Annotated in this window: 12 protein-coding genes; all 12 read right to left on the reverse strand. The window is 39.7% G+C overall.

Translation table 11 applies throughout. The annotated features are described in order from the left end of the window. Window positions 1-5: 5 nt before the first annotated feature. Entirely contained in the window at window positions 6-3062 is a 3057-nt protein-coding gene (locus N5O98_RS03550) for a SusC/RagA family TonB-linked outer membrane protein (protein ID WP_004311162.1), read from the reverse strand. 29 nt (window positions 3063-3091) lie between these two features. Continuing rightward, window positions 3092-4522, reverse strand: a complete 1431-nt coding sequence (locus N5O98_RS03555; protein ID WP_022199415.1) for an IPT/TIG domain-containing protein — start codon at window positions 4520-4522, stop codon at window positions 3092-3094. 431 nt (window positions 4523-4953) lie between these two features. Then, window positions 4954-7500 carry a glycoside hydrolase family 31 protein gene (locus N5O98_RS03560; protein WP_004311159.1) on the reverse strand — a complete coding sequence of 849 codons (2547 nt, stop codon included), beginning with the start codon at window positions 7498-7500 and terminating at the stop codon, window positions 4954-4956. Window positions 7501-7585: 85 nt separating this feature from the next. After that, window positions 7586-8650, reverse strand: a complete 1065-nt coding sequence (locus N5O98_RS03565; protein ID WP_008646550.1) for a family 43 glycosylhydrolase — start codon at window positions 8648-8650, stop codon at window positions 7586-7588. A gap of 30 nt (window positions 8651-8680) precedes the next feature. Continuing rightward, the gene (locus N5O98_RS03570; protein ID WP_004311156.1) at window positions 8681-9193 is read right to left on the reverse strand and encodes a hypothetical protein; all 513 of its coding nucleotides are present in this window, start codon (window positions 9191-9193) and stop codon (window positions 8681-8683) included. Between the two features lie 24 nt (window positions 9194-9217). Further along, complete coding sequence (locus N5O98_RS03575) at window positions 9218-10363, reverse strand: SusE domain-containing protein (RefSeq protein ID WP_004311155.1); 1146 nt, start codon at window positions 10361-10363, stop codon at window positions 9218-9220. 19 nt (window positions 10364-10382) lie between these two features. Next, window positions 10383-12275, reverse strand: a complete 1893-nt coding sequence (locus tag N5O98_RS03580; protein ID WP_004311154.1) for a RagB/SusD family nutrient uptake outer membrane protein — start codon at window positions 12273-12275, stop codon at window positions 10383-10385. An 18-nt stretch (window positions 12276-12293) separates the two neighbouring features. Next, window positions 12294-15398 carry a SusC/RagA family TonB-linked outer membrane protein gene (locus N5O98_RS03585; RefSeq protein WP_004311153.1) on the reverse strand — a complete coding sequence of 1035 codons (3105 nt, stop codon included), beginning with the start codon at window positions 15396-15398 and terminating at the stop codon, window positions 12294-12296. A gap of 165 nt (window positions 15399-15563) precedes the next feature. Continuing rightward, window positions 15564-17594: a hypothetical protein gene (locus tag N5O98_RS03590; RefSeq protein WP_004311152.1), complete on the reverse strand. Its 2031-nt coding sequence runs from the start codon at window positions 17592-17594 to the stop codon at window positions 15564-15566. A 240-nt stretch (window positions 17595-17834) separates the two neighbouring features. After that, window positions 17835-19844: a glycosyl hydrolase family 95 catalytic domain-containing protein gene (locus N5O98_RS03595; RefSeq protein ID WP_004311151.1), complete on the reverse strand. Its 2010-nt coding sequence runs from the start codon at window positions 19842-19844 to the stop codon at window positions 17835-17837. Window positions 19845-20030: 186 nt separating this feature from the next. Beyond that, window positions 20031-22040 (reverse strand): hypothetical protein, encoded by a 2010-nt coding sequence (locus N5O98_RS03600; RefSeq protein WP_004311150.1) that lies wholly within the window; start codon window positions 22038-22040, stop codon window positions 20031-20033. A gap of 92 nt (window positions 22041-22132) precedes the next feature. Next, on the reverse strand, window positions 22133-26161 hold the full coding sequence (locus N5O98_RS03605) for a hybrid sensor histidine kinase/response regulator transcription factor (RefSeq protein WP_004311149.1): 4029 nt from the start codon (window positions 26159-26161) through the stop codon (window positions 22133-22135). Between the last annotated feature and the right edge of the window lie 40 nt (window positions 26162-26201).

A 26201-nucleotide genomic window follows, 5' to 3' on the forward strand; every position in this document is an offset into this window, starting at 1 on the left:
TCGTATTATATATTAACAGTTAAACCTAAAGTGAGCATTTTAGACAATGGATACTGCTGCCCGTTAGAGCTCCCCATTTCAGGATCCCATAATTTGAACTTAGAGAATGTTAACAGATTTGTCCCGATAAAGAAGATGCGTACATTATTCATCAAGATTGCACGACTGATGTTCTTTGGAAGTGTATAACCCACCTCTACCGTTTTCAGGCGCAGATATGAACCATCACGCAACCAATATGTCGATTCACGGTTATTGTTACTGTTATTCTGCCAGGTCAAACGAGGATATTTGGCATCAGGATTCTCATTCGTGCCAAGACTCCAGTAGTTTCCTACTACATCCGTAAGAATGTTACCCCAGTCACCACCACTAAATGGTCTGACTCCAAAACCATCAATAAAGAAAGAGGATTTACCAGCACCTTGGAAATGTAGATTCACATCGAACCCTTTCCATGTAGCAGACATACCAAAGCCGTAAATCAAATTCGGACGGGTTGTAGAACCAATAGGTACCCTATCACTATCATTAATCACGCCATCACTGTTCACATCTTTATATTTAATATCACCAGGCATTACTGTTCCCCATTCTGTTTGTTGAGGACTGTTACGTATATCATCATAATCCTTAAATAAGCCAAGAGCTATCAGACCTTTCGCTTGATTGACACGATACCCTGTATCACGTATATAAGGATATGCGCTATTTGCCTCGTCAGCAGCCAGAATCTTATTATTACTATAAGTGAAATTACCGCGTACAGTCAGACTGACATTGCCTATATCCTGTTTGAAAGCCACATTTCCATCAAAACCGGTAGAACGTACCTTACCTACATTCGCACTAGGTGTAAGATAACTCAAACCTAAAGTTCCTGGCAAACTTTGACGCTGCATAAAGATTCCATCACGTGTTTCATGAAAATAATCTACAGTACCAGTAAACCTGTCATCCCATAACGAGAAGTCAACACCTATATCATGCTTAGTAGCAATCTCCCATGTCACACCAGAAGAAGATATCTGCTTATAAATCTGTCCATTATCCACATTAGGAGTATTGTAATCTCCCCAATTATAAGGATTTCTACTTTCAAAAAGCTCCAGATAAGGGAAACGAGTTCCAATATTGTCACTACCTACCTTACCATAAGAATAACGAAGCTTAAACATATTCATCCATTTCAGATTCTTCTTAATAATAGGTTCTTCCGCAATATTCCATGCTACTGAGTATGCAGGAAAGAAGCCAAACTGGTTGCCTGGGGCAAAATTTTCTGAACCATTGTAACCAAAGTTGAAATCAACCATATAGCGATATTTCCATCCATAGGTAATACGACCAGCAAGTCCCATGTGTCTATTAGGTAGCCAATCATAGCCGGCTGTACTTTGTGTGTTGACATATTCATCCTGAGTATATTTCAACGTACCGCCCACCGAATGATCACCGAATCGACGATCATATTGCAAAATAGCCTCCAAAAACTGCCTACGGTTACCTGAAGCAGAAGACTCATGAAACATCAGCTGTTTCTCTGCCACTTTTTTGAAAACGATTTCCCCGTTAGAATCTCGCTGACGTTCGGCTTGCCATTGTTCAGGCCACTGCTTATGATTACGATAGTTATTGTTATAAGTATCAAATCCAAAACGTCCGGTAAACTTCAAACCTTTCGTTATAAAATCCAATTTCTGATCCAAAGTCGCATTCGTTTGAATTACGTTCTGCCACTCCTCATAATAACCGGTTTGTGTAGCAATTACCCATGGATTAGTACGTTCACTTGTTCCTGCAGCCGGAATTCTTCCGTTCGAAAAAATCACCGGCATATTAATAGGTGTTTGTCCCATTACGGACTTCCACAATGCATCAGAGCCAAGTCCCGGATCATTCTGAGTAGAAAGCCAGCCTGAAACACCTACCGTCACCATGGTGGTCTTTGTAACATCAAAATCTACATTCATACGATAGTTCCAACGCTGGTAATTGGCATTTGTATTATAATCTTTCAACTTACCGTCTGTCTTATACATACCTCCCTCGCTAACATAGCTTGCTGACACAAAGTAGCGTGCCACAGAACCACCGCCACTTATATCAAGATTAGCACGATAAGTCATTGCACCGTCTCTTAACAATACATCCATCCAGTCTACATTCGGATACAAATCCGGATCCAGTCCTGTCTGAATCAGTCTCAACTCATCTTGGGAATACATCGGCTGTTGAGAACGAGTTGTACGTGATTCGTTCAGCATGGTAGCGTAAGTATAACCATCTACAAAGTCAGGAGTCATGGTACGTGTATTATAAGAAGTTTCCACTTTCGCATTGATATTAATTTTACCAGCCTTACCTCTCTTAGTAGTAATCAACACTACGCCATTTGCACCACGACTACCATAAATTGCTGTAGCTGAAGCATCCTTCAATACAGAGAATGACTCAATATCTTCCACATTGACTTCATTCAGGCTACGTTCGAATCCATCTACTAAAACCAATGCTCCGGAACCTGCCCCAAAAGTAGAGATACCACGAATCCAGAATTCTGACATATTGGCTCCCGGTCTACCGGAAGTCTGCCTTGCTAACACACCAGGAACATTTCCAGCCAATGCATTTGCCAGACTTGAAGTAGGAGATGACTTCAACACATTCACATCTACCGTAGAAACTGCACCTGTCATTGTTATTTTCTTTTGAGCACCTGTACCGGTGATAACCACTTCATCAATCACACTAGCAGAAGATTCTCGCAATGTGACATCAATCTTACTCATATTATCCTTTATCAGGACTTCTTGTGTTTCAAATCCTATATAAGAAAAGATCAGCGTACTGTAAGGAGCTATTTTAATCTTATACTCACCATCAATGTTGGTGATAACTCCCAAACCTGCAACATTCTTTACCGAAATATTGACTCCAGCCAAAGGTATCTTTTCGGCATCTCTGACCATACCGGTTACCTCTATCGTCTGACTCTGGGCATACATATCAATGACGTAACCTGTTGTCAATAATAATATCATAAATAAAAATTTCCTCATAAAATAAGAATTGTGTGTTAATCATCAATTTACTGTAATGCAATGGTACGAACACGGTGATTACCGTTGTCACCAACATAGAAAGTACCTGTAGACTCTTCATAACAAAGTCCTAAAGGATAGTTGAAACGTGCTGTTTCACGAGGATCACCGTCAATATATCCTGACACGATCTGATCTGTCGAATAACTTCCACGACCGGCAAACGTTGTAACAATACCATCAGGAGTGATCTTACGAATACAATGATTGGCAGCATCAGTAAGATAAAAATCATATATATCCGCACGTTGCTCTGCCACATATTCTTCGTTCAACACAAAACACCCTTGCATTGGATTATCAAAACGGGCAGAATTCTGGGATGCGTCCTTGTAACCATATGATCCGAACTCTCCAGCAAAAGTAATAGGAGTTTCCAGATATTTACCAGCCCAATTATATTCTGCTTTCATCACACATTGCTTGTCACGTGCTATTAAATAGGCAAAATTTCCACTTGGATGAAAAGTAACACATTGGAACCAGCCGCTTGGTCCCATCTTGGCAATCTGCTTCGGATCCCACATTTGTGTCTTCTCATTCCAAACCGCTTTATGAAGCGTAGCATCACGACCACGACACAAAAAGATAGTACCATCTATAGGATGCGTGAATAATGTATTGAAATCATCTCCATTTAAAGCCGGATAAGAGTTTTTAAAATTTTCTTTACGAAGTAGGTAATAAGCTCCTGCACGTTCTACATTCCCCTGCGGACAGTTCACAAACATAGTATCCCTGTCCACACTCCAGCCAAGTCCACTCGGAGCACTACTCCAACCAGCAGCACCATTAGTAATCACAGTAGCTATGGAATCCTTATCTAGATAAATTTTACGTAAACTATGTTCATTCTCGAAAAAATAAATGCAACGTTCGCCTGATGATTCGTCATAGTACATGGCAAGAGGAGTTTGAGTTCCTGCTTTATCAAAATTACCATCCGTAATAGAAGTATTGCCTTCACTATCTACTACACCGCACAACGTGCCGACAACTACATTATACTGATAAGAGAACTTTTGGTCAAATGTATAGGTAGCATTCAAACTTTTATCTTTATTCAATATATCCACCTGCACAGACCCTCCATCCGCACGGGAAGGAACAATACAATAAATCTGTGTACCGGAAGAGCTAACAACCTTCGCTTCCTTACCACCGACAACCACTCGTATCAGTGAGGGATCAGTCCCAAAATTACTACCATTGATAAACATGTTCGTGCGTACAGCACCTTCCAAAGGAGAATAGTCAGTAAAAACAACTTCAACATTAGGATCAGAAGCTACATAAGACGGAAGATTTACTTCCACATTTTTGTCCATGCAACTACCCAATCCACCCAAGCAAATCAAGGAAAACAATACAAACCTAACCTGTTTCCCTCCTTTTTTTGTTTTAAAAAGACTTTTCATTGTATTAAATTATTCGTTAAACAATAAATATAAAAATCAAAAGAAAAAATAACTATGCATTATTCCAATGTGCACTATTAACGAAATGCAAAATAAAACGCTATCCTATTAATAGAATAAAAATAACGGTTCAATAAATGACAAAAACAGGTCAAAAACCTATAAAACAGCTATCCTAGTATGTTTTGGAGCACTTTTACTATTTTAGCTTATGTTGTGTGCTTTTCTCTATTATCATCCAACCTATATCTCCCCCCCCGAAAGTGATATTACATATAGCATAGTTGTATAAATGGTCATAAAAATACAAACTCTTTCTAAAATGGAGCAACATCAGAAAATATCAACTACAGTAGTATCTGGCTTGCCCTTCATTACTTATATAAAAAAATAGTGGGAGCTTTTATCACCCCACTATTACATTTCTCATACTATTGCTTGCTCCAGCAAATAGATTGCAAAAACCAAGCTTTATTTTCGTCATTCAAACCCTGACGCTTCAAAACCTCCGGGAGGTCAGTATAACTTTTCCAAAAATCGGAAACTAAAGAAGAGATCTTCTCCGGTGCATAGATTACCGCTTCACTCAGACTTCCCATTTTACCAAATTCTTCCTTAAAGCAAATATATGAATCACGGTATTTTAACTGCTCCATAGATTTAGCTATTCGTCTAGATACTCCCAACAAGCCGTTCATATCAGCTGTTTCCGTAGGATAAACTATTTTAATAACCTTTTCCTGATCACATGACAAAACAGGCAAATCAACCGAAAGAGCAAACTCTTCACCCAAATATTCATATTTGGCAGGTTGACCATTTACAGTGACAGACTGAGGAACAAGTGATGAGAGCACTTTCACTTTGAATGAACGAGATTCAGGCATATCTTTATATCGGCCATCACGTTTACCGATAACAATCGTTCGTTCCTGCCCTTGGCTGAAAGATGTTAATTTAGTCACAGCATATTCCGAAGCATAGTTCTTATCATTTCCATTATCTTCATAAAAATTAAAGGACGAAATTCCATTTCCACCAGGGAATACGGTAACAACAACCTCCTCATCATTACCGTTCAGGTTCATCACCTTTCTTGTATACATCGGCAATACCGCTCCCGCTTTTACATAAATCGGATATTCGTCAATAGCAAAAGGACGTTCCACTATTTGTCCTCCTTTCAGTAAGGTACCTGTATGCAACTCATACCATTCACCTTCGGGCAGCCACACACGCACTTGTACATAACCATCTTTTGCAGGAGCTGTGGCAGGAGCAACCAGAATATCATCTCCAAACATATATTCATTACGGAACTCATATGCTTCCTTATTATCCGGATGATCATAATACATCGGACGGCAAAGTGATAATCCTTCATCATAACCTTTACGAGCCATTGTATAAATATAAGGCGCCATCTCATAACGTTGCTGGATTGTCTTACGAAGAACATCACAATATTCTTTGTTGAATACCCATGGTTCCTTATTCAAACCGGCACTTTTTTGAGAATGTGTACGCATAATCGGGCTTAAGGCTCCGAATTGCAACCAACGAGTGTACATTTCCGGATCTATACTTTCACCGATATGTCCTCCTAGGTCATGACTCCAATAACCATATAATACATTGGAAGCTGTCGAGTTGAAGTAAGGCTGAAAATCTAATGATTTCCATGAAACAACTGCATCACCGGAGAACCCCACCTGATAGCGATGATTACCCAAACCTCCCCAACGGTGATATAGCATCGGACGTGTGTCCCTGTTCTTTTCCATATTACTAAAGAAAGCATAATTAATCCACCAAGTGTTGCTCAAATTCTTCACCTTCGGATCATATATCCTTTGTTGCCAGTCCAGCCACCAAAAATCAACACCATCTTTCTCCATTGGCGTCAATACATTCTTAAACATATTTTTAATAAACTTCTTATCTGAATTTATCCATGGAATAGTCTGTTTGGACTGAGGATCAACTCCCATATCTTTTGCTAATCCAGAATATTTTTCTTCATAAGAAGCTACTCCATCCGCCGGATGTAAGTTAAGGGTGATTTTCACATCATTCTGTTTCAAGTATCCCAAAAACTCCTTTGGGTTCGGGAATAAATCACGATTCCATGTCCAACCGGTCCAACCACCTTTTCCTTGTTCTGTATAATGCCAGTCCATATCTACCACCAATACATCCAAAGGAATCTGATAAGTATGGAAATTATCAATCAGATTACGGAACTCCCTGTCAGAATATAACCAATAGCGTGACCACCAATAACCAAATGCATACCGGGGAGGTAATGGTACTTTTCCCGCAAAGAGGGTATAATCTTTCAAGGCAGCTTTATAGTCATGTCCATATGCCATGAAATACCAATCCTGTCCGCCATTAGCCGGACGCTCTTTCACCCAATCCCAATCTTTATTATCATCAAACAAAAGTCCCTGAGAATCATCAATCAGAGTCCAACCGTCCGTAGCCAACAGGCCATCTTCCAGTTTCAGTTTATCACCTTTCTTTGTATCAGCCACCCATGTTTGTGTCTGTGTATCACCATCCATACCATCCAATGTACGATAGGTTCCTTTCAAGTTGCCCTTCTGTTGCATACCGGGTTTCCAAGTAAAAGGTAATATTTCTTTAGAGGCAGTGATAACCAAGTTCTTATCTGTAAACTGTCCACTCTTTTTCTTATAACGCATCTTCATTTTGGAAGTCGTTATTTCAACCCATCCTCCTCTTGTTTTTAGCTTGTAATCTACCTGGGGATAGTTACGATTCACAACGATGTGAGATCTATCGTCCACGAATTTCCCATCCGGTGCATATTCCAGACGGATTGCTCCATCAGAAATGACTGTAAATCTTACATTGCCATCTGTATAAGCAATATTTCGCTGTGTGTTTTGCGCATGCAATACAAATATAAAACTCTGCATGACACAGAGTAAAAGCAATAATCCTCTTTTCATGATAACATTTAAAAGCAATAAATTTATAATTCGAGAATAAAATAGGGTCGTTGCAGTTATCATAGCTACAACCACCCTATGTCAACTACTTACTCTTCTTGAAAGTCGGAGCTTCCGCCTTCACAACCGGTCCGTCCCCTACGAGATACGGCCAATCATCGTCATCCCAATAAACTCTATCAAGCAATACTACACGACCTAAAGATGGATCGGCAGTCCGGTAAGCATGATAGATAATCCAATCTTTACCTTCATCATCCTGCACTATTTCAGCATTGTGCCCTGTCCCCAGAAACGCATCATTTCTGTGTATCAGTACCTCATGTTTATTATCATTCATGTTGTCACCTGATTTATTCAAATAAGGACCAAAAAGCTCGGTGGAACGACATACAACTGTCTGGTATGTACTATTTGCACCGTCACAGCAAGTACCTGTAGAGCAGAACAAATAATAGTATTTACCTCTTTTCAAGATATATGATCCTTCATAAGCATTGGTACCTCCAGTATTGGCAGCAACCTGTATTTTTGTCGCTTTTGCATTTTCAATACCTCCTTTCAGTCCAAGACCGTCTTCAGTCAATTCAATACCCCAAATACCATACCAGCTTCCCCAGAAAAGATATTTTTTACCATTATCTTCAATATAGAAAGGGTCGATACTATTATGAACATCGATCTCATTGCTACGGAATAATTTGCCTTGATCGGTAAACGGTCCTTCCGGCTTGTCCGAAACAGAAACACCAATACCACAAGTTGCTCCACCTCCCCACTTGGACAAGGAGTAATACATCACATATTTTCCATTGATATAATTGATATCCGGCGCCCAAATACCTGCTTCCGGTTCCCATGACGGTTTTTTATCATCCTCGTAAGCACCGCCCACATAAGTCCAGTGAACCAAGTCTTTGGATTTGTGTATCCATGTATTTCCTCCGGTAGCATACAAATAGAAATATCCGTCTTCCGCTTTTATCACTGTCGGATCCGGATTATCGGAATCGATGACAGGATTTGAATACCACACTTTGTCTGCCAATGGAGCTTGTTCTGCTTCACCTTTCTGTTTATCGCTGTTACCACACCCCCATGTAAGCAGGGAAAATATTCCAAGCGTAATTGTATGTTGTAAGTATAACATAAGTTCTCAGTTTTTATTAATTTTACTAATCTATTCCATACTCGAATTCAATTCAACACCAGGTCCCAATACAATATGGATTATGGAAGTCTTTGATTCTTTGTCCGTTTCTGAAGTAATTGGCATACCATCCGACTGAAACGCTTCCAATGTAATGCTAAACTGAGCTTCTTTTTCGTCCACTCCAAAAGCTTTCATATATTCCATTATCTGTTGATTGGTAAAAAGCTGTTCGCGTACTCCGTTATAAGTAAGTATGCTTTTATCTTCCACACCCATTGTTTCAGTTATTTCTCCATCTACCTGCAGTCCTAAAGTCATAACATACTTCGATGCTGTTTCTATATCCAGCCAACGGTAGACAAAAGCAACCCCATCCATATTTTCCTGTGTAATCTGTACATAATAATCATCAGATTCCACTTCTACTCTCGGTACACGTGGTTGTGGGTCACCCTCACTTTCCACATCTCCACATGCTCCCAATACAAATATATTAGTAAGCAGATATAGTATTATAAACAGTTTTTTCATGATTTTCATATTTTAATTTACTTCTTATGGAGATTATTCAGTCGGCTCCAAATATATCTTCATCTCATTAAGGTCTACTGTCAAAATGTATTTACCATCAGCAGCAACAATCCATTTCAAGTCACCGCCATTATCCTGATACCTTGCTTCTCCGAGTTCATGTTCTACGCCCGGATTTGCTCCTTGTGAAGGAGCAAAAAAGAATTTTCCTGCAAAATCTGCTCCATTCGGCTCCAACGCCAACTTAAACTCTTTACCGCCATAAAAGTTACCTGTATACGTCCAACGTTCTGGATGGCGTGGATCATTATTCACAAATGCACCTTCCTTTTTCATTTTACCCCAATCCCATCCGATGGTACTGGCATCGCCAACAATCCAAATCCCACCTTGCGGTAAAGGGTAAATACTAACGATATTCACATCCAAACGATTTAAGTCCACAACTATTGTATAGGTACCGCTTTTTGTATTTTCAAACATCTCACCATTCCCTGCTTCTGCCACATATTGCAAAGAATTATCTCCATTCTCAGCTTTCATGTAGCATGGATAATCAGAATCCGGACTAAGTGCAAAGAAGTACTCACATGGCTTCAATTCTGCTGTCGACTGATATACTCCTGAACCCACAACCTTCTCGGTCATTCGGCGAACAGTTTTCTCTCCAGCATCATCCACCATCACCATATATATCGCAGTAGCATTCTTATCATATCCGATCACATTCAATTGCGTCTTCGACAACTCCGGTTTCAAGTATTCTACAGATGAATTGACCTGTCCTATAACCTCTGCTTCAATAGTCACCTTATCCCCAGGAAGTATACTCCAAGAAGCCAGTATATCATTTAACTCCTTATGCGTGAAACTAATGGAACGCTCTTCCGATTCAATCTCATACAAATCTGTCACATTAGAGTGTAAGTCTGCCATATACATTCTGAAAAAATAGGTGATAGTAGCATCAGCTCCTCCACGTTGAGCTGCAGCATCCCATGTAAATATAACAGCTGCTTCATTCTCTTTTTCTTTCTCCAAAGTAATTTCAGAAGAAGAAGCCTTCAAAAGCATCTGATCTACAGGAGTTTCAAGCGTGTAATACTCCGGATCTTTATTACAGCTCGCTACTATCAACATAAGAAAGAGCAAGCATATTAGTTTCATTATCTTATTCATAATTATGCTTTTCATTTAATTAATTCCAGAAAGGCGCCTGAACCAAGTTCGTGTTCTTATTCATTTCATCTATATATACCGGGAACCAGTACATCGCCCTTTTCCACACACGTGTCTGGAATACGGTTCTCTTATAAAATTCCTGACTATTTGTTCCTGCGAAATTCATACCATAATCATCTCCACACATCTCCGGGAGCTGTTCCACAATTCTCCATCGACGGATATCCGACCAGCGTGATCCTTCACAGCAAAGTTCAACACGGCGTTCCATACGAACTGCCTCACGTACTGCCAGTTGATTGTCATCTACATGAATGTATTTTGCATCATCTGCCGCTACGGCATCCAACGTATATTGGCGCACGCCTGCACGTTCACGGACTTTATTCACATATTTTAATGCATCCTCACGAGATGCTCTATTATCATAAGCCTCATTAACAGCCTCAGCATAATCCAAATAGGAAGCAGCTAAACGATATAGGAACATTTGACGCCATTTGTAACTACCATTCTTCGGATTATCCTGTGAATATACTTTCTTACGAACCAAATAACCATTTTGGGGTGCATCATGTGTATAATCATTATCTTTCTGATTCTTAAAGAATTCGAATTTACGCTCTGCCAAAGCATACCAAGAACCATTATAACTTACTGTAGTATAAAAACGAGGTTCGCGATTACAATACATATTATATGTACCTTCGGCAGTTATTTCTCCCTTTTGCCCTGTACCACCAGTCCAATTAGTAGATCGGGTTTCTGTCTCCGTTGAAAAACCTTCTTCTACATATTTCGAATTATCATCGTCTTTCGGAAGCCCATTCTTCATGAAGAACGCGTCCACCAAACCTTGATATACACCTAAACCATTTCCACCACCATATTCTTTAGTTACAGCTTTATTCGTATAGAACTGGTAACTTTGATAAGCATCTTCTTTTGTATATGGGAACAATATCTCCTTATTTCCATCTTGAAATTTCGTAAACCAAAGATTTTCAAGCGAAGTAAACGGGTCTATTTCTCCCTCATCATTATATTCTACGTACAAACGATAACCGGCTTGCTCTGCTACATCAAGCAATCGTTTGCAGGCTTCTGCCGCTTTCACCCATTTTTCCTGGCTATAAGTAGAATTGAACAATTCCTCACCTTCTTTATTCTTATGTCCAATGTACCACTCATTTCCATTTACCAACGGACTTGCAGCAAATAATAACATCTTCGCACGAACAGTTAGACACATAACTGAAGTTATACGACCATATTTCTCCACACTCTGCCATACAGCAGGCAATTGTTTAGATGCTTCCAACATCTCATTATCCAAATGGCTGACAATCTCATCAAAAGGTCTTTGTCCGACCATTAAATCTGAAAGAGTAAAGTCAGTCGGAGCAATGTAATTCGGTCTAAATGGGATAGGACCGTATGTCTCCAATAATTGCCACCAATAATAGGCCGCAAGGAAACGTGCTTCCGCTTTCATATAATCCACTTCTCTCTGAGGAAGGTCGGAATCAGGTAATGCATGTACACGTTCTATAAAAATATAAGCCTGACGTATTTTTCTCGGAAGACCATCCCAGAAATTTCCTGCCCATTGTGTATTCGGTGTCCATCCACCAAAAATCTTGGTGATATTGGGCCAGTCCCATTGCTGCCAACGTGCAGAAGCAGTCAAGTCATCTGCAAACACTTCCCAACCATACGTATTTAACCAGTCATTACCCGGATTAGGGATACGGCTGTATACATTGGCCAGCCATGATTCTACTTTTGTCTTATTCTCAAAGACCATGTCTATATCAATTTCCGTATCCGGTTCTTTATCAAGATACGTACAGGAACCCAACGATACGATGCCTATTAAACCAGCAACTATATATTTCTTAAGTTTCATTATCGTCATTTTTTTTAATTAGAAATTCAGGTCAACTCCAAACATTACAGAACGCATAGCCGGGTAACGCAGACCGGTGTTCGTATTTAATTCCGGATCCCACAGTTTGAAAGGAGAGAAACAGAATAAATTATTACCACTCACGTAAAAACGAATAGCTTTAGAATGTATCTTATCAGTTACAGATTGCGGTAAAGTATATCCAAGTTCCAGCGTTTTCAAACGCATAAAACGCATATTCTTTTTCCACCATGTAGAATTCCGGTAGTTCTGTCTGTTAGGTTCCTCCGTCAATCTCGGCCAGAATACATCTTGGGAAGGATTCTCTTCTGTCCATCTGTCGTTATAATTAGAGTAGACATTGCCTTGTAATGTTTGTCCACTACCCGGAATGAAATACGTAGTTCCACCAATCACACGATAAGTATCACCTGTTCCCTGGAAGAAGAAATTCAAATCCCAGTTTTTGTAGCTCACATTACCTCCGAAACCATAAACAATACGCGGGTCTACCGTTCCACCAATGTATCCTTCATCCGCATCAGTGATAATGCCATCGCCATTCATATCTATATATTTGATATCACCGGGACGTACTTTTGAAGCTCCAACGTCCTGTGTCGGTATACCGAATTTCAAATTACCATTCGCATCGAAATCATCTTCTGTAAACAATCTTTCTGCCTGCAATCCATACAAAGTATTTAATGAACGGCCTGTCAATCCTCTGTATGTACCTTTCACAGTTTCTGGCTCATCGTATTCGTCCACCCTATTAATAGCATATGTGAAATTAGAACGGAAACCTACAAACCAATCTTTATTAATTTGTTTATTATAGTTTAAGGAGAATTCCACACCGCGGTTAGTCACTTCACCAAAATTGGCCCAAGGGTTAGTCAAGAATCCTGTCTGTGAAGGAATAATCTTACGCTGCATAAAGATATTGGTACGTTTTTCTTTGAAAACATCTACCTGTAATTCCAATTCATTCCATAATCCCAGTTCAAAACCAAGGTTCATTTTCAGAGCTGTTTCCCAGGTAAGATTTTCAACTCCAACTTCTCCTTCTGAAATACCGGTACGACCAATCTGTCCTGTATCACCCCAGTTATACTTATCTGCATTGGTATTCAATGTTGTTATATAGGCAAAACGGCGTCCTCCGATATCATCATTACCAACTTTTCCTATAGAACCTCTTAATTTCAATTTACTCAATGTATTTCTGAAACGATCCATGAAAGGTTCTTCAGACAATAACCATCCGACTGCCACAGAAGGGAAAAAGCCGAAACGTTTACCTTTAGCAAAATTCTCTGAACCATTATATCCAAAGTTGAACTCCGTCACATAACGGCTATCGAAAGTATAAGACAATCTACCCGCAATACCTTGTTTTCTATAAGGTTGTACACTACCATTATCATAACTTTGCTGATTATACAGAAACAATGCATCTACGTCATGCTTTCCGAAAGTGTGAGCATACGTTAATGTTCCTTCAAAATAAACCCTCGAATTTCCATATTCCCCTTTATTTCCATGTCCCAAAGAGTCATCTCCATATTTAAGTACAGAATGAATCAGATTACCTTCAATGTCACGTCCGGTAGCAATACTATGATAAGTAGCATCCTTTCCCCTTGTAATCGAACTCTGATTCCAACGGTCGAAAGAAAAGGTTACTTTCGCTTTTAATCCCGGCGTGATCATCTTCAGATTCTGTTCAATAGCAAAGAGTGACTGAATCTGTGAAGCTGTAACTACGTCGTAACCTTGCTGTGTCACCGCTGCCCAAGGGTTCACATCATTAATAGCCATAATTGGAATAGTCCCATCTGAATAGCGGGCAGGATACACGAAAGGAGAAGTTATAAACGCTCTATCAAAAGCATCGTCCGTACTAAATGCCTGTTTGCGGTGTGTTTGGAGGAACCCACCGACATTTAAACGCAGCACTGTTGTCTTAGTCACATCCAAGTCAACATTCGCACGCATATTATAACGAGTTAGTTTCGTTCCTGTATCATAAGGCAAAGACTTATCCGTCTCCATGATTCCCTTCTCACCGAAATAAGAACCAACCAACGAATAGCGCAGGAAATCGGAACCACCTGATACAGTCAGATTCGCACGAGTAGAATAAGCATAATCCTTTGTTATTTCATCCAGCCAATTTACATCCGGATACAAATCTCTGTCATAACCATATCTCGTTCTGTCAATCTGCTCCTGACTGAAAGGCAAACGCGACTTATTCTCTGTTATTTCATTTATCAATGCCATATGATCGGCTGCCCCAATAAAATCCGGAAGTTTTGTCGGCTCTGCAATAGAATGTTCCACACGCAAATTGACAGAAGGAGCTCCTACTTTACCACGCTTCGTATTGATAACAATGACACCATTTGCACCACGTACACCATACATAGCACTCGCCGATGCATCTTTCAATACTGAGAAAGATTCAATTTCAGCGGGGTCTATGTTATTCAAGTCGCGCTCGATACCATCTACCAACACTAACGGAGATTGTCCACCGGAGAAAGAAGCAATACCGCGAATCCAAAAATTCGAGGAATCGTAACCCGGTTCTCCCGAACGTTGAACCGCTATCACACCGGCAATCTGTCCTGCCAGATTATTAGACAAAGAGCGTGTGGCACCAACCTGTAACTTCTTAGGCTGTAATGTCTCGATAGAACCGATAACCGACATTTTCTTCTGACTACCATATCCAGTAACTACAACTTCATCCAAGGCTTCAATATCTTCTTCTAAAATTACATCAAAATTAATCTTACTTCCAACTTTTATTTGTTGAGTTTTGAAGCCAATATACGAAATCTCTATTACAGAATTCTTTCCGGGTACATTCAAATAAAAATGTCCGTCCATATCCGTAATCACTCCAGTCCCTGTCTGTTCCAGTACACGTACATTCACACCAGGAAGAGGATTCTTGTCCTTATCGGTTATCGTACCACTGATACGAATACCTTTCGCTTGCTCCGACATATTAGTCTTACCAGACATAGAAGAATGTTCCGGTAAAGCGGAGTTAGCGCTTGTTCCATAATAGAACAACAAGCAAACAAACAATGCTTTCTTCAAGTCCATAATATTAAATTTAAAAAACTCATAATAAATACTTTATCTCATATTGAGTGAGAGCAAAAGTAGACAACTAATACAAAATGTAATAAAATAGATAGACCAATAATTAAAAAAAATCGTTCAAAATGAAATTAAAATATAATTGAGATATCTTCTGACCTATTTCTGTCATTTTAAGAAATGTTCCGCACGCCCCGGAGTCAATAACTCCCACAAAGAAGCGACTGTCCATCCCGGTGCGAAGATATCGTTATAATACCCTTTCCCATTTTTGCCATAATCCCAGTTGGTATGTTGAACGACTTCCGGATAAAAACCGGATTTGGCAATTCCACATAGATGCCCTTCATGAGGTAACAATTGGCGCATGGAAGTAGAAATCACCTCCGCGAAATGGGCAAAACGTGGCTCCTTATATTCCTTTGACAACCATTGCAGTACCGAAGCAAATTCAAAAACAAACACATCAATATGGTTATTTTCTACAGAAACATTACCCCAACCACGAGTTTTTAGACCGATATCACCCAACATCTGACCTTGAGCAAAAGGAACGTCCCATACATAATACCATGACAATGCAAAATAAGCAGCCTTTCTTGTCAGGTCGGCATAATGACGATGCTCATCTCCTTTCGTTATCAACGAAAGATAATAAGTTGCCGTAGCAGCATAAAGAGAAGCCTCTTTATCTTCACAATTGGCATCGAGAGTAGATGAAAAATAGTCAGCTTTAGATATCAAGACTTTCTCCAAATAATCTGCTGTCCTTTTAGCACTAGCTAAATAACGTTTATCCTTAAAATATTTATATCCCATTATTAAAGGTAAAGTGGCCGAGGGTGTACTTCCTCCACTATTATCGACTATTGTAAAATCATCGTGGAATTTACGGGGGAAACTGCCATCTTCATGTTGCAACTGCAGAAGTATATCGAGCATATTTTTCATCTTTTGTTCCCATTCAGGATGACGACGGCCATTCTCCCTTTCATAAGCAAGAAAATGAAGCATAGCATAAACTCCTTCTGATTGACGACGAATACTATGTACAGGATCTTCATACCCTCTATCAAAGTTTACCGATTCTTTAAAGAAACCAGCCTGGGTAAAGCCATTCTTCAAATAACTATCGAATACTTTCATACTGTTTTCTTTCAGATCTTCTCTGCCACATTGCCAACTATATTCCCAAGCATTGAATGCATTAAGGAGTACACGGCCAATAAAACCAACTTCTGCCTGACCGTTACTCTGACAATCAGCAGTCCGCAAATGAATACCCGAATTAAAAGTCAACGAATTACCAGTCACCAGACTATTCACAAAAAAACGGCTCATAACTTCTTTCATATCCTCAATAGAATAAGGAGTATCAACCGGAACCGGAGCATAAGTGTCATAGCTATACTCCCACGCATTCCGAATAAAATCAGAATAATCATCAGCTTTATTCTCCAAGATCTCCCATGTCAGTAACATTGTTTCTCCTTTTCTCAGAGACTGAAAAGCCTCTACCGCCGGAGCCAATGTTAATTTTCGAATATAGCTTTTAGGTGCTTCACGGTAAGGAAAACCGAAAGAAAGTGTTGCCACTCCATTCTGATTTTCGAATCCAGTAAAACCTATTGAAGTTTTACCTGAAAGAATGATTTCTCCCTCTCGATGAGTAGACAAAACCTCATTAGCAAAATTGTCTATACGACTCACCGTCACAAAGCTTTTTTCCTTTTCTGAATAAATACCTGTAAGAGGAGCACTCAATCTATCCTCACGCACCAACCAGCTGTCTGATGTATGAAATGAAGGTGCTTCCTTAGGAGATCGCAGATTGCGACGATACCAGAACCCCGGCATATAGAACTGGCAATCATCATGATTAAAACCGGTTGACAACTGCTCGCTAAAATTAAAATAAACATCCTCTAATGCAGTTAGACTGACATTGATACGTAACTTACCATTCATATCCTCCATTCTCTGAGTTATTACCATCGGAATACCTTTGGAAGGTTCCAACAGATAAGATGAACAGTCATTCTTCAACTGCCGCATATCCAGCGAGTATTTTTCCGATTCATTTCCCGGTACTTTTAAGGAAATAGATGCTGAAATCTTTTCTGGAGTATAATTGACGGCTTCAACAGCCTCAACATATAACCCAATAAGTATTCCACAAAATAAGCATTTTAAATTCATGTAAATTCAATTAAATGAATCAGTAATAAAATAAATACTGGTTCTGTTAATACACTAATAATTCATTTTCAAACTTGAGCAACAGCTAATATTTTGTAGCCTGTGTGATACGCAACAAAAGTATGGAATTCTACCAGCTTAGGATATTAAAAACAGGTCAATAAATGAAATTCCAGTCTCAATTTCCCTCCCAAAGTATACATCTTCTGACTCTTATTTACGCAACCGAAAAAATTGAACTCATTTCTGAAGCCGGACATATGTTTTACCATCCGGTCCGACTCCTTTAACTACCAACTTCTTCCAATGTCCTGGCAATTTCGAAGGCAATTGTTTAATACCGCTATCTGTAATTTCCAAACCACAAAAGCCATTGATTACAGCCTGCAAAAGTCCTCCCGCACCAGTTGAGAAATAAGGATTAGTACCTCCTGCACCTTCAGAAAGTACACCGAACGGAGGTAGCTGGTTGGGACGGAAGCTTTGCACAAATAATTCATAAGCCTTATCCCCTTCACCAAGGCGTGCATATTGCAAAGCCAATACAGAGAATGACATTGCGGGGCCTCCTTTGTCAATCTTTCCCTCATAATACTCCAAATCCTTACGAATTTCTTCCGGACGGGTAATCAGGTTCAATGGATATACCAGTAAATTAGCATCCGCCTGCTTGATAACCTGTCCATTATAACCATCATACTCCATAGTCACTCCATTTTCAAATTTGGGGATGCGCAACTTTGCTGCTATTTCCTTCCAAATTACTGGAGCTTTAAGCCCACATATGGAAGCAGCTTTAGCAGCATCCTGTAATGCGCGTATAACAGTACCGTTCGTGAAGGCATTATCATCACCCTCTGCGTATTCATCGGCACAAACCACATTACGAATCGAATAAGAACCATCGTCATTCTTTTCTACACGACTTACCCAAAATTCTGCCACTTTCTCCATTAAAGGGAATCCTTCTTCACGCAACCATCGCTGATCGCCACTCATACAGTAATAATTCCAGGCCGCAATGGCGATATCAGCTGTGATATGATGTTCAAAAGGACCAGTCAACGCCCAAGTCGGACACGCTTCTTCTCCTGCATCATCACTTTCCCAAGGAAACATAGCCCCATCATATCCATAACTTAATGCTTTCTGGCAAGCAGCTTCCAGCCTATCTGTACGATAATCCATCATTGTTCGTGCAATGCCCTGATTCATAAAGAGCATAGGCGGATACATCCAAAATTCGGTATCCCAGAAAATATGCCCATTATATCCCTGTGAAGAAAGTCCAAAAGGAGGTATACTCAACCGACTTCCTTTGCGTGCATTGGAATACAGATTATAAAGTGCAAAACGCACAGTACGCTGTGCTTCATCATCCCCCTCAATCACAATATCACCTTTCCACATCTCGTTCCAGAGTTTCCGATGCCCATCCATCAGACGCGTCAATCCCTCTTTCGCACCATAAATCACTTCACGGTCTGACTCATTGTATGGATCTATAAAATCACGTCCGGTACAAACAGCACCTAATAAAGTAAAAAAGAATTTCTCTCCTTTCTTTAATGAAATAGAAATCTGACCACTCCCATTATATTGTTGCTGCACACTGGAATTCTTATCATAAATAAATGCGGAAGAAGCTGAAACTTTTTGTTCGCGGTATTTTGATAAAGCCCAAGTACGCACTATTTTTATATCATTCCCATTAACATTCACATTGACCAGTTTCGAACCTATGTTTTTATACTCATCAGGTATCTCAATAGGATTTGACACTGTCAAATACATATCCCCCAGTGCCACAACCTCCACACGAACCAGTCCTGCATAAGGTAAATTTCTTAGAGCACAGATGCTATAAGATACATCCGCTTTTCCATCACAAGTGAAGTGCGTATTATGGGTAGCCTCTTTCATATCTATACACTGTTCCCATCTCGAAATATTATCACCATTTACAGTCTGTCCATTAATTTGCATCTGCAAATTGAATGGATTGATTCCTCGTAAAACACGACTCACATCTTGAGGAGTAGCAGAATCAAAAACATGGTTTAGCATGACATGGCGAATAGAAAACGGTTCTTTCCACGGCAGGATACCAATCCCCCCATTGGCAACTGTTGCCCCGTAATAAGTTCCGTGATAATCAGTTGTCTGTATCTTCCACAAACTATCCTGTCCATTTGCCTTAATAGTAAGAGCTGATACCAGACAATAAAATACGATAAATAGATTTCTCATATAAAAAATAAGATATTTAATTTGTTAATGACATCCGACACAAAAATAGGGCGTATCTGCCAATCATTAGGAAATAACCTGACCAAATGATGTGACAAATAAACCAAAAGCGTACTAAAAATAATATTTAAGCCAATTTTGTTACCAAAATTGGCTTAAATCAAAAGACAGATTATTTTATCTTATTTAAATACGTACTTCAATCGGTTTTCCATTCGTAATCTTACTTCTTTTTACAATCTTATGATCCTTTTTTATCAGAACCAACAGTTTGTCATCTTTATCGCGCTTCACCTCAATATCGAATATGGAACCAAATGCACAGATACGTTTCAATGACATCGTATTCCAACTTTCCGGTAGCTGCGGTGTCATCATAAAAGCATCCAATGCAATGGGACGGATACCGAACAACCCCTCGGTCATAATGCGACAATACAAAGCACTTTCTGTGGATAAATGCCTTTGGTTTCCCTCCGGCCACGCTTCCACTGCGTAAGGAACATGATCACCCAACAAACGAGTAGCAGAGTATTTATCCAAATATTCAGTAGCTATATCTCTGGCACCACAAGAGTAAGCCCCCCGGAAAGCATAGAGTGTAGAACGATCCCAATAAGTAGAAGTACCCGATTGAGTTAACAACCCATTCTCCATCCACAGTTTATCAGAGAATAGAGCCTCCACAGTACCTTTCGCCTGATCATAAATACCCATAGTCAGAGGAATGCAAATCCATGAACGCAGCACTGTATTACCATCATAATAACGATAGGTGTCATACCCCTCTACATTACGGGCAAAATATGCATCAATATTCTTATAAAGTTCAGCAGCCCTATCCTGATAAGACTTTATCTGTTTATGTTCTTTTTTCAGTGCCTTTCCCAAATAAGCAGCTGAAACCAAGGCATCATAATATAATGAAGATGTACATAGATTGGCTTTTCCGGCAGGAAAACGATTTTCAAGTTCATCAGAATCAGATTTTACCACCCCATCCGCATTCAGCTGGCGATGACAATATTCCAGACACCATTCAATCAGCGGCCACAATTTTTCAGCCTCATTACAATTACCGGATGCCAAAGCATAACGTGCTGCGCCATAGCCAACCATTGCTACATCACCACGATCACCCGCAACACCAAAACAATCAATCCCTTCTGCAATTATAGATGAAGGTAAAGGTTTATACTCATCATTCATATAGCGCATAAACAACCCGAATGAATCCATAGCCGAACGGTTTCCGGCTTGATAACCTAAATATGGAAAAAATGGATTGATATATTCGGCCTGATCATTCGCCCAAACAGCAGCGTAATAAGCTTCTCCACCTGGGCTCTGCATATATCCGCCTTTAGTATCAAATATGCTTTCCGAACCACGTATCTTGGCAAAAGAAAACATAGTATTGATTACGTCACTCGGAGTCTCTAACACAAGGTTACCCTGTATCTGACTCAAAAATCTCCGACGTGCCAGAAGTTCATTATTAACATCCAACGCCAACTCCTGATCATGTTTCTTATATCCTGCATAGATTACCTGAAACCAGGCCTTTTCTCCGGCTTTCAGTAGATAAGTACCATCTTTTACCGGAGAAGAAAGGGTAGCCGTTAATGTATAACTGCCTTCCACTCCTTTTGCCTCATCAGTATAATAAGAAAGAGTGGTCGATGGGAGCTGAACTGTCTGTGGGTGATCTGTCGTATTCTCCAACTCATATTTCTCACAGAAGGCCGGTTGTGACGTGGAAGGAAAAAGTGTACGTGTCAACGAAATCCCTCTAGTAGCATATACACTCTTTACAGTCATAATTCCATTCAGCGATACAGTCTCTACCTTTTCACCTACTAACGGCTGGCCATTTACAAGGCATAAATGTGCCCAGTCTCCATTAAAATGATGCTGCAAACTACCATGGGTATCATTAGGGATAGTACGAAAAGTAGGTAAAACCATATTCCGGTCAATCACCCATTCACCAGCTTCATTAACACCATAGCGCAATACTGTTGAAACTTTCAGTCCACTCATTTCAATATGGTCATTATGCACACCATTCACTCTCCAGCAAATACTGTCAGGTGAAGTAATCACCCATCTCGTTATCTCACTGGCATTCAGAAAACTGGTATACAATCCAATTAGTAATAGTGTAAACCACAAAGTCTTTTGTCTGGTCATCATATCTTATCGTATTATTAAAATTTTCACACTTATAAATTATAAATCCTCAATATAACAGATGATATAGAGTGAAATACAACTCTATATATAATCTACTCTTCTTTCGAATTAACAAAATCCTTAGGCAATACCCCAAATTGCTTTTGGAAACATTTAGCAAAGTAAGACGGAGAATTAAATCCCACCATGTAGCAGATTTCATTCACCCGGTTTTCTCCCTCTTTCAACAATTGAGCTGCCTTTTTCAAACGCTCCAGGCGTAAGAACTCATTCGGACTCAAATCCAACACTCCCTTTATTTTCCGATAAAAGTTAGACCTGCTCATATTCAGGTTATCTGCCATGTCATCCATGCTAAATTCAGGATTGGCATAATTAATCTGAATTACTTCGTTCAACCTTTTGATAAATTCCTCATCAGCTTTTGTTAAAGCCATTGTATTAGCAGCTATAAAAGGAGACTCCGCAAAAGCTTGACGCAGTTTCTCTCTATTCTGAATAAGGTTAGAAGCACACGCTTGTAGATATTCTACAGAGAAAGGTTTTTCAATATAAGCATCTGCTCCCAGTTCCATCCCCTCTATCTTTGATTGTATATTGGTCTTGGCAGTCAGCAGGATAACCGGAATATGGCTGTAATTCAAATCCGACTTAATCGTCTTACACAATTCGAAACCATCCATCACGGGCATCACAACATCACTTATCACCAGATTCACATAGTTACCATCAAGCACCTTCAATGCTTCTGCACCATTAGTAGCTGTCAACACTGTATAATCTCTCGACAATTGACGAACAACAAAAGTAAGCATATCAGGATTATCTTCTACTACCAGCACAGTGGGACGGTTATCTTTCCTTCCCGCCTGTTCGGCAGGGATTTCGTTTACCCTATCAATTTCCACCTCCGCCTCTGGGGTTAAAGTGATTGTCATATCCTGAACGACCGGTAAAGTCAGACAGAAAATGTTACTTTCTTCTCCTGTCTCCATAGCCAAAGTTCCCTGATGTAATTCAGCCAACGAGCGAGAGAGTGCCAAACCGATTCCAGTGCCAGTAGTCACCTTTCCATCCTCTTGCTCATTGAAACGAACAAAAGGTTTAAAAATCTCCTCTTTCATTTCATCAGGAATGATTACTCCATCGTTTACTGTGCGAATACGGAATAGATTATCATCATCAGTTTCGGGTATTTCCAGCATTACATGTACATAACTCTCGGCATATTTCATTCCATTGTTCAACAAGTTGCTGATGATCTTCGTAAATGCTTCCTGATTAACATGGGCATAGAAATCTTTTTCTGGTACCTGTAAGGTAAATTCCAACCCTTTCTGTTTTGCAAGAGAAGTGAAACGTACATGAGTTTCCTTCAAGACCTCTGTTATATTGCATTTTGCAAAGTTCAACCGGAATCCCTGGCTTTCCGTCTTGCGGAAGTCAAGTAGCTGATTGGTCAGATTGAGTAATCGTTCCGTGTTCTGTTTCATGACGTTCAAGTCTTCACGGGTTTCAGCATCCACTTGTTTTTTCAGTATGATATTTTCCAACGGACCTTTAATCAATGTCAACGGTGTACGTATTTCATGAGCTACATTCGTAAAAAAGTCAATCTTTGCATGATAAACTTCACGTTCTTTCTCCTGCTCAAACTTCTCCATCTGCCTGCGATGCTTGTTGTTACTACGCCTCTTGAAATATATAATTACATACAAAGAACAACCTATAATCAACAAAGCATATACAAAATAAGCCCAAACAGAAAGATAGAAAGGAGGAAGAATATGTACTTTTAATGATATTCCATTTTCATTCCATACTCCATCACTATTAGAAACCTTCACTTTGAATGTATAATTGCCATATCGCAGATTGGAATAAGTAACAATAGGGCTTTCGCCAATTGTCAGCCAATCCGCATCAAAACCATCCAATTTATACATGATTTTACTCATTCTTGGAGCTTGAAAGTCCAATGCTGTTACCCGGAAAGAGAAAGAGTTCTGACTAGACTGAAGAATAAGTTCATCAGAGAAAGTGATACTCTTTTCCAATGGAGATCCCGGTTCACCGACATACACTTCTTTGCCAAACAATAGGAAATCCGTAATCACAATAGATGGGAGCGACCTATTCTCTGAAAAGGTCTTCGGATTGAAAGCGATAAAGCCGTCGATACTTCCCAGATAAATCGTACCATCTTCCGTCTCCAGGCTGGAGTGGTAATTAAACTGATCGCCCAGCAAACCATTGGAGGTAGTATATACTTTCATTGCTCCGGTAGTAGGTTGGAAACATACGAGACCATTATTCGTTGTCAGCCAGAAAAGTCCATCTTTATCTTCCACAATCTGATAAACGACATCATTTGGCAATCCGTCTGCCAGATTATAGCTGGTAAAGGTTTCCGTTTCCGGATGAAACAAACAGAACCCTCCACCTTGAGTTGTCAACCAAACTTGTCGGTGAGAATCTTCGAAGATACTTACCACTTTATCATAAGGAAGGCTTTTCGGATTATTTTCATTATGCAAATAATTCTTCCATTTCTTCTCACTTACATTATAACAGTAAGCACCGTTTGCGTAAGTGGCCAGCCAGAGGTTTCCTCCCGAATCTTCTTTTATATCATATACAAACCGGGCATTCAGTTCCGGTATCCGGTCAAAATCATCAGATTGTCTGTTGTAGCGCAACAAACCGAATAAAGTACCCAGATAAATATCCCCCGTCGTCGTTCGGCAAATGGAGAAAACGCTATTATCTATCAATGAACGGGGCGAGTCTGTCTTCTGATAGGTTTTCACAATAGCTCCTGTACGAGTATCCACCACTTTTACTCCTTTCGAGAAAGTTCCCACCCAAAGATTATCATCAACCAGGCACAGTCCGTGAACATTTGTAAAAGCATTACTTGGCGTAAAGAAAGAAAAAGTCTTGGTTTTAGGATTAAAACGATTCAAGCCACCATCTTCCGTACCAATCCATAGAATTCCCTGGTTATCTTGACAGAACTCACGCACTCGTTTCCCGTGCAGGCCATTCTCTATTCCTTTCGGATAATATTTCTCGAAGTTCGTATAAAAACGAGGATAGTAGTTTATACCGCCGAAGTAAGAGCCAATCCAAATGCCACCCTCACGATCTTTACACAATGAATAAATGGCATTATCGGATAAAGAATAAGGATCATTAATCGAACTGCGCAAATGAACGTACTTACCTAGCCGGAGATTATAGATATAAAGTCCCGACTCTGCACCAATCCATAGTTCATTGTCAGAAGCAACCAACAGTTCACGACAGAAAACAGACTCCCCGGATTCATCTTCGAAAAGTAAATCATGCAATTTGTTTGAAGTCAGATTCAATTCTTTCACTCCTCCTTTTAAAGAACTTATATACAAGCAGTTGTATGCACCTTTTACAATACAGGTCACTACGTCGTTCGCATAAATTTCCTTGTTATTCACAGGCGATAAATAAGGATGGAGAGTTTTCAGACGGTCTTTCGAATAGAAAAGTCCATCGCCATAACAGCCGATCCAAAGGGTTCCGCTATTGTCAAAAGCAAAAGTCTCAACATTGGTGGTAAGAAAGGAGAAGTTCTGTAAGGTATAGTTCTGAAGCTCTCCTTTTTCCAGATTATAACAGAACAATCCCTGTGATTCCACTGCCATCCAGACACACCCCTGATTATCTCCGGAGATAGCCGTCACAGTATGTTCTATCCTTGTATTCTCTACACTTTGTTTGGTAAAATGCTCGAAAGAATCTTTTTCCGGATAATAGATATAAAGCCCTACGTCCGTACCCACCCAGATACTTCCTTTTTCATCCTCGTAAAGTGCCGTGATGAAATTATTGCCTATGCTCCGCTGACTACGGTCATCATGCTTAAATTTACGGAATGACAGACCGTCATATCTGTTCAGTCCATCCTTGGTGCCGAACCACATAAAGCCCTGCTTATCCTGTAAAATTGTATTTACTGTATTCTGCGATAATCCATTCTGTACACTTAGATTTTTGAAATAATAGTGTTCGTCTGCCACTTGAGCGTGACAGAGTATCTGATAACAAATAAGACAGATTAAAAGAGTCAGGGTTTTCTTCATACTATGTGTTTTCTATCCTTTCGTTTTGAGTTACCAAATG

It is taken from the genome of Bacteroides sp. LFL-34 (genome assembly GCF_027257075.1).
In the GTDB taxonomy this organism is placed as follows: domain Bacteria; phylum Bacteroidota; class Bacteroidia; order Bacteroidales; family Bacteroidaceae; genus Bacteroides; species Bacteroides ovatus.